Below are 14604 nucleotides of genomic sequence, written 5' to 3' on the forward strand. Positions count from 1 at the left end.
TTTTGGAGGAAATTAAAGATGGCTGATTTTCTTGATTTCGTTGTTCGTGACAGTTTGCTCAATCCTCTTACTATCACGCTTTTATCTACAGATTTAGAACAAATTGACGAAGGAACAAGACATGGCATTGATGCTCAGATTGATGACACAGATCCTCTTGGGCGTAAAGGAGCAATTTTAGCTGAGTCGGTGCAGGAAAATGGCTTAAAGACAGGAAATTCCCAGTCTGTATCGCTTAATACTAGCCAATCTCTAAGTTCTCTGGTTTCAAGTAACTTACAACACATTGCTGGGTGTAACTGCTCATTCTGCGCTCTTCCTCCATTTGATCCGAATCTAGTTAAGAATCAACCGAAACAGTCAGCCGCCACTGTATCAGCCGCTTTAAATCTATCTCAAACTTTCTCCCTTAACAGCTTAGCAGGAGCAAATCACACAATTTATCTGGATTTTAACGGGCATACTACTTCTGGTACTTCTTGGAATACAGCCTATAATAAGGCTAATATTGTTACTCCTGCTTTCGATTTTGATGGCAATACAGGGTCTTTTAGTAATGCTGAACTAGAAAGAATCCAGTATATTTGGCAGCGCGTGGCGGAGGATTTCATCCCCTTTAATGTTAATGTCACAACTCAAGCTCCAACGGATATCAATGATTTGATTAAAAGCGGTACTGGTGACACTCGCTGGGGTGTGCGTGTTGCTATTGGTGGGAGCAGTTATGACTGGTTCGGTGCTGGAGCAGGAGGAGTTGCCTACGTTGGCTCTTTTAACTGGAATAGTGATACTCCCACCTTTGTTTTTGATGACCAACTAGGTAATGGTAACGAAAAATATACGGCTGAAGCTATTTCCCATGAAGTAGGACATACTCTCGGACTATCCCATGATGGACGAATTACCCCCAGTGAGGGATACTACGCAGGACATGGTAGTGGGGATACTGGCTGGGCACCAATTATGGGAGTAGGATACTATCAGAACCTATCCCAGTGGAGTAAAGGGGAGTATGCTTCCGCTAATAATACTCAAGATGATTTGCAAATTATTACCACCCAAAATGGTTTTGGCTACCGAACCGATGATACTGGTAGTACAATTGCTACTGCGAAAGCATTAACGGTTTCTGGTACTTCTGTTAGTGGTAATGGTATCATTGAGCGCAATACGGATGTAGATTTCTATAGTTTTACTACAGGTGCGGGTGCGATTAGTTTGACGGTGAATCCATTTAATCGTGGACCAAATTTAGATATTTTGGCAGAGTTATACAATTCTGCGGGAACTCTAATTGCATCATCTAATCCGACGGATTTATTATCAGCAAATATTACAGCAAATGTCGCAGCCGGAACCTATTACCTCAAAATTGATGGGGTAGGCAAAGGATCTGCTCTTTCTACTGGCTACACTGATTATGGTAGTTTGGGGCAGTATTCGATTAGTGGTTCAGTATTACCGATATTGGGATACACATCACGAAAAGTCGATTTTAATGGTGATGGAAAGGATGATATCTTGCGCCAAGAAAAATATGCTGATGGGATCAGAGACGTTGAAATATATTATTCTAATGGGAATAGTTTTAACTCTCCTGTTACTCTTGCCCAGTGGTCATGGGCTTGTGTATCCAGTTTTGCTGGTGGCACTAACCTAATAGTCGGTGACTTCAATGGCGATAAAAAAAGTGATATTTTACGTCAAGAAACTATTGCTGACAATAACTCTGATGTATCCATTCTTTATTCAGACGGATATAACTTTAATGTTGGCTTAAATCAACTTTATGACCAATCAGTTATGTATGCAGGTTTTGGAGGTGGAACTAAACTCTTAGTTGGGGATTTTAATGGTGATGGAAAGGACGATATCTTGCGCCAAGAAAAATATGCTGATGGGATCAGAGACGTTGAAATATATTATTCTAATGGGAATAGTTTTAACTCTCCTGTTACTCTTGCCCAGTGGTCATGGGCTTGTGTATCCAGTTTTGCTGGTGGCACTAACCTGATAATTAATGACTTTAATGGGGATGGTAAAGATGATATTTTACGTCAAGAAACTATTGCTGACAATAACTCTGATGTATCCATTCTTTATTCAGATGGATACAACTTTAATGTTGGCTTAAATCAACTTTCCGATCAATCAGTTATGTATGCAGGTTTTGGAGGTGGAACTAATTTAATTTAATCCTGAACTTTATTGAATACACCTAGCCAGCATTTACTGGGGTGAGTTCGTAACCATTGGTGTCAACTTAAAGGGACAGGTTCCCAAATTTGCCGATTGAGAGAGGTTTTTTCTTGATGTCGCTTTCTCTCAAGGAAATGGGAGTTTTTCTGTAACAAACCAATTTATCGGAGATTTTGCTTCTTGGGCTGCTAACCCGAACGTCAGGGTATTAACGGGTAATTTTAATGGTGATAGTAAAACGGATGTGGCTCTAGTCAATCAGTCCGCAGGATGGAATACATTGCCTGTGGCTTTTTTCTAGCGCTATCGCCTTGACGTAAACTCTGAAAATATGGAACGCAATCGCCTAAAAAACCCTAATTGGGGGGGAGCGTTAACATTATCTTAGCCTTGGCAGTAGCTGACTGGGTGAGGGGGTCATCAGGATTTTAGCAGACTTAGCTTGAAGTAACGGTTAAATTTCTGGAATCCATTATCCGTAAACCAGAAAAAAACTTCTGGTTTACGGATAATTTACAAGGAGATGTCAAGCAATTAAAGAATTTTACCCCTAATTATCGCTTAAGGGTGGGTAACTATCGAATTCTATTTGAGGTTGAAGAAATAACTTTAGTGATTTATCGTGTTAAACATAGACAAAATATCTACAATTAAATTAAGGAGAAAACAATGATTGAATTACATCCTAAATTCTTAATCAAAAATGGCAAAAAAGAATTTGCTGTTTTAACTTATGAGGAGTTTATGAAAATTAAAGAAATCTTAGAAGACTTAGAGGATTTGGAAGATTTAATACAAGCAAAAGAAGAAGAAAAAGATAGTCAAACTTATTCTCTAGATGAGGTTAAGAAGATGCTAAATATTGATTGATTGTCTTGCTTTAATTCGACTATTTCGCAGATGGGAAAAAATAGAGTTCCCCTTGTATCTCTAAATCTGGCTCGTTTTCCTACTTTTCGACAGTTTTCGTCTATTTCACAAGAATATACACAGTCATAACCAACGCTCTCGAAAGCTAATCTAAATCCTCCAATACCAGCAAAAAGATCGATAAATCTGAGTTTTTCGTTTGTCATTGCCAAATTATGACACCAAAGATAGCCAAAGTGAATATATCCTAAATTTTAGCAAATGTTCCGACTTATGCAGCGATAAAAACTGTAGTCTAGATAATTAAGATTAATAGGCCCCGATATAATCAATTTGGAGATACTAGATTAGGGATAATTGAGTAAAAACTCGCACAATTTCGGGTTCAGAATTCTGCGGCTTTTTCTTGCTCAATCTCGGTCTCCAATTCTTGACGTAATTCTTCTAGAGAAGTGGTGGCAGCTGTCTGAGATAATCTTTCTTGTGACCAATTTAAGGACTGAAAAAGTCGTTGAGCGTTAGCTGGAGAGCGCAAAAGATAAACTTCTTCTAATAAAGCGGATAATTCGTCAGCAGCAATCAAGGCCACATCATGATGACCCTGACGTTGGACAATAACGATCGAGTTTCCCAGTTCTACTTGTTCTAAAACCTGAAGAAAATGTTCCTGTGCTTGGGTATAGCTAGTATAGGTGGTGGGGATGGGCAGCATGGCCATTAATCAACTCCGCAGTCAAAAAATTAATCAATGGGTGCGTTAACAAAGCGTAACGCACCCCAAAGAAATTACACCGAAGTTAAGGTTTTCTCCGCGCTAATTTGCGCTTCGGGACTATCCGCTTCCGAGGGAGGGACCACTTGCCAGAATTGACCGAGATAGCTATCCCAATTAGCTAAAATTAACTTACCTTTGGGGCTATTAGTGCGTTCTACATGGGCCTCAATTAAAGATTTTAACTGTTCCGCACCAGCAGCCGTGCCAACCCGTTGAATCTTGACAATTTCGGGGTTGAGTTTCTCCGGTAGGGACGGATCAAGGATATAAGCTAATCCTCCCGTCATCCCGGCGCCGACGTTGCGACCGACGGAACCAAGCACGACAATTACCCCCCCGGTCATATATTCACAGAGGTGGTCCCCGGCCCCTTCGATAACTGCTTTCGCAGTGGAATTGCGGACAGCAAAACGTTCACCAGCGCGACCATTAGCGTATAACACCCCACCGGTGGCCCCGTAGAGACAGGTATTACCGATGATAGCGTTATCTTCGGGCTGATAATTGGCGTTTTGGGGCGGTAAGATGACGATTTCGCCGCCGTAGATGCCTTTACCCACATAATCGTTAGCTTCTCCCTCTAAATGGAGATTGACACCGGGTAAATTAAATGCTCCGAAACTTTGACCGGCCGCACCCTGGAAATTGAGCTTAATTTCGCCTTCAAAGCCGTCATTACCGTATTTTTGGGCAATTACCCCCGCAATTCTCGCCCCCACGGAGCGATCGGTATTGACAATCCTGTAGGTTTTGCTGACGGTTCCCTGTTGCTCGATCGCCTGTTTAATCTCGCTATCGGCTAGAATATCGTCATCGAGAACAGCACCGTTACTATGTACTTCCTCGTGCTGCAACCAAGAGCGATCGCCACGGCCATCGGGTAAATTCAATAAACAATCGAGATTGAGGGATTCTGTCTTAGTTAAACGAGCATCGGAGCGCACTTTTAACAGATCTGCCCGGCCAATCACCTCATTTAAACTGTGATAGCCTAATTTCGCCAATAATTGCCGCGTTTCCTCAGCCACCAAAGTAAAGAAATTGACCACATGAGCGGGAATTCCTGGAAAACGAGCTCGCAGACGTTCCTGCTGGGTAGCGACTCCCACAGGGCAATTATTCGTGTGACAGACGCGGGCCATGATGCACCCCTCGGCAATCATGGAAATGGAACCAAAACCGAATTCCTCCGCACCCATGAGAGCAGCCATGAGGATATCCCAACCGGTTTTTAGTCCTCCATCTGCGCGCAAAATCACCCGATGACGCAGTTGATTTTCCATTAACATCCGATGCACTTCCGTCACTCCCAATTCCCAGGGACTACCCGCGTGTTTGATCGAACTTAGGGGTGATGCACCTGTACCACCATCGTGGCCAGAAATCTGGATAATATCAGCGTTAGCTTTGGCAACTCCGGCCGCAATTGTGCCGATACCGATCTCGGCCACTAATTTGACGGAAACTTTGGCCCGGGGGTTAATTTGGTGTAAATCGTAGATTAATTGTGCTAAATCTTCGATCGAGTAGATATCGTGGTGAGGAGGGGGAGAAATCAAGGTAACACCCGGTTTTGATCGCCGTAACATGGCAATATAGGGACTGACTTTTTTCCCCGGTAATTGACCTCCTTCTCCCGGTTTTGCTCCCTGGGCCATTTTAATCTCTAGCTGTTTTCCACTCATTAAGTATTCGGGAGTGACTCCAAAACGACCCGAAGCTATCTGTTTAATGGCAGAATTGGCTGTATCACCGTTTTTTAAGCCGTTTAGGTGAGGCATGGTCACGGAATGTCCCTCGGCATCCACATCGCTTAAGCTGGTGTAGCGGATCGGATCTTCTCCCCCTTCTCCGGAATTGGACTTACCTCCGATACGATTCATGGCGATCGCTAGGGTTTCGTGTGCTTCCCGGCCCAAGGCACCGAGGGACATTCCCCCTGTGCAGAAGCGTTGCAGGATACTTTCGATCGATTCTACTGCTTCGAGGGGAATTGAGGCTCGATCGCTATTAAATTCTAATAGATCGCGTAAAGCAGTAACGGGTCTTTCCTGCAAGATTTGACGATAGGTTTCGTAATGGTCGTATCCTTGACCCTGGGAGTGAGCAGCCACGGCTTTATGGAGTGCTTTCGCCATTTCCGGGGAATTCATGTGGTATTCTCCCCCCGGACGGTAGTTGACAAAACCGTAGTTTTCTAGTTTTTTAGCGGTAAGATTGGGAAAAGCTTTGCTGTGGAATGCGATCGCTTCTTGGGCCACCTCAGCAATGCTTAAACCCCCGACGCGACTGGTAGTACCGTTAAAAGCTAGTTTAACTAAATCTGCCGATAATCCGATCGCCTCGAAAATTTGCGCCCCATGGTAGGAAGATAGGAGAGAAATGCCCATTTTCGAGAGGATTTTCAGTAATCCTGCTTCTACGGATTTGCGGTAATTAATTAGGGCTTTTTCGAGACTAATAGCTTCTAATTTGCCGTTTTCCATCAATTTCTGGGTTTTTGGCTCGATCCACCACTGGGCGATCGTTTCTAGGGCCAGATAGGGACAGACTGCGGAAGCGCCATAACCAATTAGACAAGCGAAGTGATGGGTACTCCAACATTGGGCCGTGTCGATAACGATCGAAGCTTTTAAACGCAAGTGTGAGCGAATCAGGTGATGATGGACGGCACCAACGGCTAATAAGGGGGGAATATAGCTAGTTTTTTCGTCAATAGGAGCAGTCCTGTCACTGAGAATTAAAATTTCCGCTCCCGATGCTACTTTCTTGGCGGCCTCAGCACACAAATTAGCGATCGCGGTTTCTAATCCCCGGGGGCCGGTGGTCAGATCATAAAGGGTAGAAAGTTCGGCTGTTTTGTAGCTAGAGGTTTTAACTGTGGCTAATTCCGCATTATTGAGCAGGGGAGAGTCTAATTTCAGTAAATGTGCGTCATCAACCCCTAATTTAAGGATATTACCCCGTCGTCCCAGATACATAGTCAAGGACATGACTAAACTTTCGCGTAAGGGATCGATGGGGGGGTTAGTAACTTGGGCAAAACGTTGTTTAAAGTAATCGTAGAGAAGATGGGGTTTACTGGAGAGGACCGCTAGGGGAGTGTCATCACCCATACAGAAAGTCGGTTCTTTTCCCTGTTCTGCCATGGGAACGATAATCATATCCACATCTTCGGCAGTATAACCGAAAGCGGTTTGCAGGGGAAGGAGATTGCTGGGAGCGGGAATGTCGATCGCTGTTTCTTTGTCAATAAAGGTGCGTTGGGATTTAACCCATTCACCGTAGGGATTAGCTCCAGCAATTTCCTGTTTAATCGGCCAATTACGCTTAATTTCGCCTTTTTCTAGGTCCACTGCGAGCATTTGACCGGGGCCGAGACGACCTTTTTCCATAATGGTGGTTTCATCGAGGGGAATAGTTCCCGCTTCCGAGGAAACGACGATATAACCGTTGTTAGTAATGCTATAACGGGCCGGTCGCAAACCGTTGCGATCCAAACAAGCGCCGACGATTCCCCCGTCACTGAAGACCAGTAAAGCCGGACCGTCCCAGGGTTCCTGTAAACCGCTATAGTATTCGTAGAAGTCGATAATTTCGGGATAATTCTGTAAATCCGGCTGATTATTGTAGGCCTCCGGCACTAGGATCATAGCCGCTTCTAGGGGACTGCGACCGGTTCTCACCAATAATTCTAGGGCGCTATCGAGGTTATAGGAGTCGCTGTTAGCGGGGTTAACAATCGGGGTCAGGGATTGTAATTCTTCGTGGGTCCAACCTTCCGTTTCTAAAGCGGGTTCCCGGGCCGACATCCAGTTAATATTGCCCAAAAGGGTGTTAATTTCGCCGTTATGACCCAATAAGCGCATCGGTTGAGCGAGGGGCCATTTCGGTTGGGTATTGGTGCTAAAACGTCGGTGATAAATAGCGAATTGACTGCTATAGGCGGGATTTTGCAGGTCTAGATAGAATTCTCGCAGGATTTCGCCCCGTACCATGCCTTTATAGACAATGGTGCGACAGGAAAAGGAACAGAAATAGAAATCATCGGCCAGTTGCTTACCGACTTCAGAACGGGCAATATAGAGTAGGCGATCGAATTGAGAACCGGCTAAATCGGGGGAAGTAACCAGAATTTGCTCGACGTAGGGTTGATTTTCCCTTGCTTGTCTTCCGAGGACTTCGGGACGGACGGGAACAGCGCGCCAACCTAAAATCTTAATATTATATTTATTGACAATTTCTTCGATGTGTGCTTTAGCGTCGGCGCGTTCTTGGGCCGCTTGGGGAAGAAAGACCATACCCACCCCTAGTCGCTCAGATTCTGGCATATTTAAGCCATTTTCGGCGAACCAAGGAGCGAGGACATCTCTGGGGATAGCGGTCATCATACCGGAACCGTCACCGGAATCCTGATCGGCGCTGCAGCCTCCCCGGTGTTCCAAACAAGCTAAGGCTAAAAGGGCCTGTTCAATCAGTTGATGGCTGCCAGAACCGCGCACATCGGCCATAAAACCGACTCCGCAAGCGTCCCGTTCCTCTACGAGCCATGGGGGACCCCAATAGGGATCGATTTGGTGTATATTGTCGGTTTTTAGGTTATTTTGTTGCGCCATAGAAGTTATCCTTAGGGTCGTTGTCTAGAAGGGTGGGATAGTTGGTCTGCTGAAAGGGTCAATCTAGAATAGAATTTTTTTTGATCTTGCCGTTTCGATTGTCGCTGATTTTTCCTAATTTTTGCCTGTTGCCGTCTTTATCTTGGCCAGTCTGAGGAATCACAGGTGATCTACCATGATATAGTAGCTCTTAGGAATTGTCATCGAAAATCCCCTGGATGGGGGTGAAACATCTAATTTCCCTGTTCTATCAATTGCCAGCCAAATGCACAACCTTATCTTCTTACAATAAACCAAAGACCACATTCATCACACCCTATAATTAATTGGCCTTTTGATTTTTCAACAAACCTTTACTTGACGGGGAACAGCCACCAATTTATCGTTGACGTAATTTTGTAACCACGGCCAACTTACACCTGTAACTCTGGCAATACGTCCTGGAGAAATTCCCGATAAATTTATGGAACTGAAGAGTTTTTCGGTGGGGGCAGTTAACCATCTATGGAGAAAAGAAATTAGCATGATGTTTTTTAGATTGGAATGACAGGTTAAAATTCTCTCAAACCAAGTGCGATTTTGACAAGTAATATCGACTATAAATAAGGGCAAGCCTAACTTTGTTGAGTTCCTGCTATGTTTATTTCGCCTGTAATCTGGCACTCCTTCAAAACCCCTAATACAGCCTTTCTCGTCAAGGTGAAGCACAATCTGAGAAACGCTGTAATAGCTATTTCAGTCATTTATTTTATTTGCCTTTACTTCAATAGATATCATAGCATTTAGAACGCAATAGTCCTGAATCACAAAGAAGATTGAAGAATACATTTTGCTTCCAATAACAGCAATTTTTCATTCTCAAAAACCGTGCATTGTTCCTTGAGATTAGTAAGGACAGGAACAGAACCTTGTTCTAACTTTTGTAAAGCTTCTTCGGTGGCAGGCTGAAACTGTTTTAGCCAAGAATTGTTACGAACATAATCAGAAGTTAAAGATCCCTTGTCTAATAACCAAAAATCTATTCCATACTTATTGATAAAAGTTTTGACTACTTCTAAATTATCGCTATATTGAGAGTTAATAGAATCAGTTACTCGTGAACGAAACTGATTGTAATAGCCTAGCTCATAAGGAACATCAAATTTGGGGGCAGCTAAAACTGAACGTTGGGCAAAGCTTGGTAAATTAGATGCTTCGTTGGACAGGGAAGCAATTAGTATATCTTTTGGTTGTTGTGCCAAAAACTGATATAGTTCTTTTTCCATTCCATAAACATAACGATGAGTAGAGGTGAGATTTAAAAAACGACTGGGATAGAGTAGAAAAATTATGGCTAGGAGTAATACAATTACCTGAGCTAATATTTGTTTTTTATTCTGGAGTTTTTGGTTTTTATTATTACCCTGAGATACCCATTTTTCTAGGAAGCAAATAAAAGCATCTACAACTATAATTAAAGTCATGGCACTAGCCAGACAAATAACATACAAAAGTGAGTGGGCATAGCGACTGGGAAGATAAAGCTTGAATAGCAAGGCATGGGCTAAAAAGAATAGAAATAAAGATACAAAAATGATTTGGCTCAGAATTGTAGTGGCAGAAGTAACCCGATTGGCTAAAGGAAAACGAGATGGATAGCGTAGTAAAATCGGTAAGAATAAGCCTAAGAATAAAATTTGACTAGAAAAAAGCCAATTAAGTTGTAAACTACTGCGACTATTTCTACTAGCAAACCAGTAATTCCACCAGTTTTGACCAAAAAACACTACTGAACCTCTGGTCTGAAACTGTGGCAAACTTTTAGCCTGTGCGACCGTAATCATTGGTCCATATTCGGAAGAACTCAAAACATAGGGTAAAAGCACCAAAAAAGTGACAACTAATCCTGCACCGCATAAAAGAAAATTACTTGGCTCTAGGGACGGATGCGGCCATCCTTTTCGCCAACTTAATAATCTTAAAACTAAAATTCCACCACTTACAAGAAGATAGGGTGGATAAAATAAACCTTGCAGGACAATAGTCACTAAGCAAGGCCAGAAAGAGCGGCGTAGCAGATAGTATAAAAATGCTAAAAATAGTAAAGGACCAAAAGCTCTTGGTGTACTACCAGACAGTAAGACCCCGGTAATTTTTTGATTGAGTAAAACGGTAAAAATAAATCCCACTGCTGGCACAGGTAACAACTGTCGTGCTAAAACAAAGCCATAGCTTGTTGTCAGCAAAAGCAAGGGGATAGGCAACAATTTACTCAAAAGGATGGGGTTGATTCCTAGACTAGCAAAGGTACGATAAAGTGCAGTATAGCCGGCTGGTAGAGATGATAAAAAGTAGTCACCTATAAAATCTTGAGGGAATAGAGATGATTGCCAAAAACGCAATAGCCAAGTTACATGAAATCTGGCATCTCCTTCGATAGCATATTCACTATTAAAACCAGCTTTTACCAAAACAATAATGTTAATTATTGCAAAAATTAAACTTAAACTGAACCAAAATAAATTTCTGGCCCTGAAGAATTTTTCGGTGGGGCCAGTTAACCATCTATGGATAAAAGAAATTAGCATAATGTTTTTTAGATTGGGATAACAGGTTAAAATTCTCTCAAACAAAGTGCGATTTTAACAAGCAATACTGTGTTGAGTTACTGGGGTGTTTATTTCGCCTGTAGTGAGTATCAGTGGGAGAAGCCACTATTTCACTGGTTCTCGTTAAGAATAGTTTAATTAAACAAATTAAAGTCAAAATAATTGGAAAAATTTTCCACACGACTTGACGCTTAATTTCTACTATACCTTTACTTATTATAGTTTTTGGACTTAACCAATAGTTCATTCGCCAATTCAAGTCTGAATTGGCGAAGTCTAGGAAATCTTTGGCTGGCATAAGTAGGATTTTTCTCAAGTTACTATTTCTATTTTAGGTGGTTTAAGTGCGTTTTAGCTTACCTCTCCAAATTGTTACAAAAAATGCTGACTATCCCGATATTTATTATCAAGTTCGTTTATCAATCATGTCTGCTAAAAGAGCAAACATTCCTGTTTGGGTTGTCGCTATTAATAGCAGTATAGTTCTTTCTGTGAGATCTTGATAAACAACAAGATCTTGAATTAAGGTCAATAAAAACCAAAGGAAGAAAAACCCAGAAATCGGTAGAAAAACCCGAAGTGGTGCAAAATACATTCCCACCCTGAGGATTAACTGGACAAAGCGCAAAGTATCGCGGATAGGCTTAATTTTACTCTTGCCTTGGCGAGCAAAATAGTCAATCGGTTCATAATGGACTAAATAACCATTAGTTAACATGGCTAGGGTAATCGTAGTGGTAAAACTAAAAGTATCGGGTAAGATAGTAAAAAATCTCTCTACCACGCTCTTACGAAAAACCCGTAAGCCACTATTAAGATCCAGAATGCGACTATTGGTAATCCATTCGGCAAAACGGATAAGAAACCACTTAGGAATTTTGCGAATTGTTGGATAAACGACATTAGCACCAGTGCGCGCCCCGACCACCATATCGGCCTTCTCTAGCAGGGCAACTAATTGGGGAATTCTTTCGTTAGGATAGGTTCCATCCCCATCCGTAATCACGATTGCCCCATATTTAGCCTGTCTAATTCCCGTTTTTAGCGCCGCACCATAGCCACGATTTCTGGGATGTTCGATTACCCTAAATGTGATCAATTCCTGAAGTTCTCGCAAGATTTCACCCGTTCGATCCTTAGAACCATCATTAACCACCACAATCTCATAGGTACAATTAGAGAGTTTTAGTTGTTCTTGGAGAAGTTCTAAAGTCGGAGTAATACCCTTTTCCTCATTATAGACGGGAATGACAATAGAAAAAGCAGCACTGCCCTTCTTTCTTGCTGAACTTGGCGATAATTGACTCTCCAATTTTGTACGGCTTTCCATTATTTCTAGATCAATTTTCATTAGTTTATCCGCTCATTATGATTGGTTTCTTCAGAGATATCCTCGTCAGAGTTAACCATAAGTAACCGTGTAAAATCAATTTCCTAGTCGAGACGGTCGAAGGTCGACAGCCATCAGTTATCATTGGTCTGACTGTCTTTTCACTGATTACTGATCACTGTTGACTGGTGACAGACATAAAAAGCGTTCTAACGAAATAAAGCCGACATCTGACAGAGTAGCGGCTTAGATGTGTAATTAATTTTGCTTAGGTACATAATCATATTTCGTCGAAGGTCAGAGGCCGTCAAGAAAAACTTTTTCTCAACCCCTTAGAACTTTCTGTCTGTGTCCAGCTAGTATATTCAATTTATGCTGAACAGTTGTCAAGGAGTCAACCGCTCAGCAGTTTCTGTACTGATTTACTTGATCAGTGGGGGTAGAACAAGTCCTCAACTGCTCAGTACTTTTCCTACGCCACAAGTATATCAGTGTATATTGAACAGTTGTCAAGTCCTTCAAAAAAAATTAAGGAATAGATTTATGGCAGAAAAATTAGGCATCGATTATTTTGGCAAAAACCGCCCCCTGGCGAAACTTCACGGCAAGACCACCCTGCAAATGCGCCGCAAAATGTATGATTTTTTAGAGAATGCCGTGGATGGTGTGAGGGGAAAAAAATTTTTAGACCATGGTTCCACACCGGAAACCACCAGACAAGCGAGTAACTGCTTTATCCGCTGGTTGCTGGAAGATGATGCTAAGGTTTATGCCTGTTCTCCTGAAGAAATTAGCCATTTAGCGGCATTTTTCCCCGGATTACTTGTCCTTGATTGGCCTCCCACACCTTCCCAAGTAGAAGGAATTGACTATATCATCTCATCGGCGGTTATCGAACACGTCGGCAATGAACAATCGCAGATTGAATACGTCAGCAGCCTGCTGCGATTATGTCCCCGCTTATTTATTACCACTCCTAACCGCTACCACTGGCTAGAATTTCATACGCGCTTACCCCTCTTGCACTGGCTGCCGAGAAGTTGGCATCGCGCTGTCTTAAACTTAATTGGGATGAAGTTTTGGGCTAGTGAAAAAAATCTGCGCTTGCTTGCGGAAGATGAATTTGCCCGTATTATTGAACAAGCTGCCCGAATTAATGGTTTAAAAGTTACTCTCCACTGGTATAAGCCGAAATTTCTGGGCTTAGTGTCTAATCTCTGCGTTTTAGTTAACTAAGGCTTGCTGAATAAATCTAAAAACCTTGTTGGGTAAGACTTTTAGACCTTTTGTCAATCAAAAAGTACTGGATATGGGAGTGATCGGGGGGAAATTTAGGTACTTTTTCCCTGAAAATTAGGTAATTGGCCACCTCAAAACTGGTAAAACCCCACACCCCACACCCCACACCCCCCCCGATGTCGGGGGGGTTGGGGGGGTCACACCCTGCCCCCAGGAAAAACTTTTTGCCGCAAACCCTAACTAAGGCTGTCAGTCCTAAAACCACAAATCTATTCCTGGCCACAAACAGAAAATGGCGTTGCTGATTTGAGATACGAATCTTCTTTTGTGGGATTTTTAAAACCTAGTGGGACTTAAACGATCAACAAGAGTATAATAGAGTATAATCGTTAAAGAATAAGCACTTTACGTTGAAAGAGCAGCGATGAAAGAGACAACCCCAGCCGCGATGCCCCCATGCTTTGACCGATGGTGTCGGCGGTTTGACAATTGCTTCAAAAACGAAGCGCAAAAAAACGGCTTCAGACAATATTTAGGAGGATTATTAGGGGAAAGTGAGAGGAAAAACCTCACTCAAATGGCCAATAATGCCGTCGGAGTAGTTTATAACCGATTACATCACTTTTTGACCGAATCTCCTTGGTCAGACCGTCAGGTGAATGAATGTCGGTTGCAAGTGATGAACCAATGCCGCCAGACGCAAATCCCCCGAGGATTTTCCCTGATTGTCGATGACTCAGGACATCGAAAAAGTGGCAATCTGACCGCCGGAGTTGGCAGGCAGTACTTGGGAGAAATTGGCAAGACAGACAACGGAATAGTCGCCGTCACTACTCATCTCTACGACGGCAAAAAAAGTGTCCCCCTAGACATTGAAATTTATCAACCGGCTAGTTCCTTAGCCGAGGGGAAAGAAGACAAAGAATTTAAGAAGAAACCGGAGATAGCGATAGATTTAATTGACCGGAGCTTAAGCAGAGGCTATCG

At 42.6% G+C, this 14604-nt stretch carries 10 protein-coding genes and 1 pseudogene; 5 read left to right on the forward strand and 6 right to left on the reverse strand.

Annotation, left to right across the window (positions count from 1 at the left end):
- Positions 1 to 18: 18 nt before the first annotated feature.
- The 3 genes from H6F92_RS13885 to H6F92_RS13895 all read left to right on the forward strand — a co-directional run bounded on the left by H6F92_RS13885 (position 19) and on the right by H6F92_RS13895 (position 3069).
- On the forward strand, positions 19 to 2196 hold the full coding sequence (locus H6F92_RS13885) for an FG-GAP-like repeat-containing protein (RefSeq protein WP_242030135.1): 2178 nt from the start codon (positions 19 to 21) through the stop codon (positions 2194 to 2196).
- Positions 2197 to 2673: 477 nt separating this feature from the next.
- The gene (locus tag H6F92_RS13890) at positions 2674 to 2853 is read left to right on the forward strand and encodes a type II toxin-antitoxin system RelE family toxin (RefSeq protein WP_223213090.1); all 180 of its coding nucleotides are present in this window, start codon (positions 2674 to 2676) and stop codon (positions 2851 to 2853) included.
- 15 nt (positions 2854 to 2868) lie between these two features.
- Positions 2869 to 3069 carry a type II toxin-antitoxin system Phd/YefM family antitoxin gene (locus H6F92_RS13895; RefSeq protein WP_190358386.1) on the forward strand — a complete coding sequence of 67 codons (201 nt, stop codon included), beginning with the start codon at positions 2869 to 2871 and terminating at the stop codon, positions 3067 to 3069.
- Here the strand turns inward: H6F92_RS13895 and H6F92_RS13900 are convergent.
- The 6 genes from H6F92_RS13900 to H6F92_RS13925 form a co-directional block, all read right to left on the reverse strand.
- Positions 3027 to 3275 (reverse strand): DNA cytosine methyltransferase, encoded by a 249-nt coding sequence (locus tag H6F92_RS13900; RefSeq protein WP_190358387.1) that lies wholly within the window; start codon positions 3273 to 3275, stop codon positions 3027 to 3029. The two genes, H6F92_RS13895 and H6F92_RS13900, sit on opposite strands and share 43 nt — an antisense overlap.
- A 179-nt stretch (positions 3276 to 3454) precedes the next feature.
- Entirely contained in the window at positions 3455 to 3787 is a 333-nt protein-coding gene (locus tag H6F92_RS13905) for a type II toxin-antitoxin system Phd/YefM family antitoxin (protein ID WP_190358388.1), read from the reverse strand.
- A 68-nt stretch (positions 3788 to 3855) separates the two neighbouring features.
- Positions 3856 to 8460, reverse strand: coding sequence for a glutamate synthase large subunit (gltB, locus tag H6F92_RS13910; protein WP_190358389.1), 4605 nt, complete (start codon positions 8458 to 8460; stop codon positions 3856 to 3858).
- Between the two features lie 342 nt (positions 8461 to 8802).
- Positions 8803 to 8985, reverse strand: coding sequence for a hypothetical protein (locus H6F92_RS13915; RefSeq protein ID WP_190358390.1), 183 nt, complete (start codon positions 8983 to 8985; stop codon positions 8803 to 8805).
- A gap of 278 nt (positions 8986 to 9263) precedes the next feature.
- Positions 9264 to 11027: a hypothetical protein gene (locus H6F92_RS13920; RefSeq protein WP_190358391.1), complete on the reverse strand. Its 1764-nt coding sequence runs from the start codon at positions 11025 to 11027 to the stop codon at positions 9264 to 9266.
- A 427-nt stretch (positions 11028 to 11454) separates the two neighbouring features.
- Entirely contained in the window at positions 11455 to 12399 is a 945-nt protein-coding gene (locus H6F92_RS13925) for a glycosyltransferase family 2 protein (RefSeq protein WP_242030136.1), read from the reverse strand.
- Positions 12400 to 12921: 522 nt separating this feature from the next.
- Between H6F92_RS13925 and H6F92_RS13930 the strand changes: the two genes are divergently transcribed.
- Both H6F92_RS13930 and H6F92_RS13935 read left to right on the forward strand, forming a co-directional pair.
- Entirely contained in the window at positions 12922 to 13614 is a 693-nt protein-coding gene (locus H6F92_RS13930; protein WP_190358393.1) for a class I SAM-dependent methyltransferase, read from the forward strand.
- A gap of 427 nt (positions 13615 to 14041) precedes the next feature.
- Positions 14042 to 14604 (forward strand): annotated as a pseudogene (locus H6F92_RS13935) (IS701-like element ISMae34 family transposase); the annotation flags it as partial.

The sequence above is a fragment of the Microcystis wesenbergii FACHB-1317 genome (assembly GCF_014696875.1).
GTDB lineage: Bacteria > Cyanobacteriota > Cyanobacteriia > Cyanobacteriales > Microcystaceae > Microcystis > Microcystis wesenbergii_A.

Coding starts and splice junctions, on each gene's coding strand:
- H6F92_RS13885 (WP_242030135.1), top strand. CDS start 19: ATGGCTGATTTTCTTGATTTCGTTGTTCGTGACAGTTTGCTCAATCCT.
- H6F92_RS13895 (WP_190358386.1), top strand. CDS start 2,869: ATGATTGAATTACATCCTAAATTCTTAATCAAAAATGGCAAAAAAGAA.
- H6F92_RS13900 (WP_190358387.1), bottom strand. CDS start 3,275: ATGACAAACGAAAAACTCAGATTTATCGATCTTTTTGCTGGTATTGGA.
- H6F92_RS13905 (WP_190358388.1), bottom strand. CDS start 3,787: ATGGCCATGCTGCCCATCCCCACCACCTATACTAGCTATACCCAAGCA.
- gltB (WP_190358389.1), bottom strand. CDS start 8,460: ATGGCGCAACAAAATAACCTAAAAACCGACAATATACACCAAATCGAT.
- H6F92_RS13915 (WP_190358390.1), bottom strand. CDS start 8,985: ATGCTAATTTCTTTTCTCCATAGATGGTTAACTGCCCCCACCGAAAAA.
- H6F92_RS13920 (WP_190358391.1), bottom strand. CDS start 11,027: ATGCTAATTTCTTTTATCCATAGATGGTTAACTGGCCCCACCGAAAAA.
- H6F92_RS13925 (WP_242030136.1), bottom strand. CDS start 12,399: ATGAAAATTGATCTAGAAATAATGGAAAGCCGTACAAAATTGGAGAGT.
- H6F92_RS13930 (WP_190358393.1), top strand. CDS start 12,922: ATGGCAGAAAAATTAGGCATCGATTATTTTGGCAAAAACCGCCCCCTG.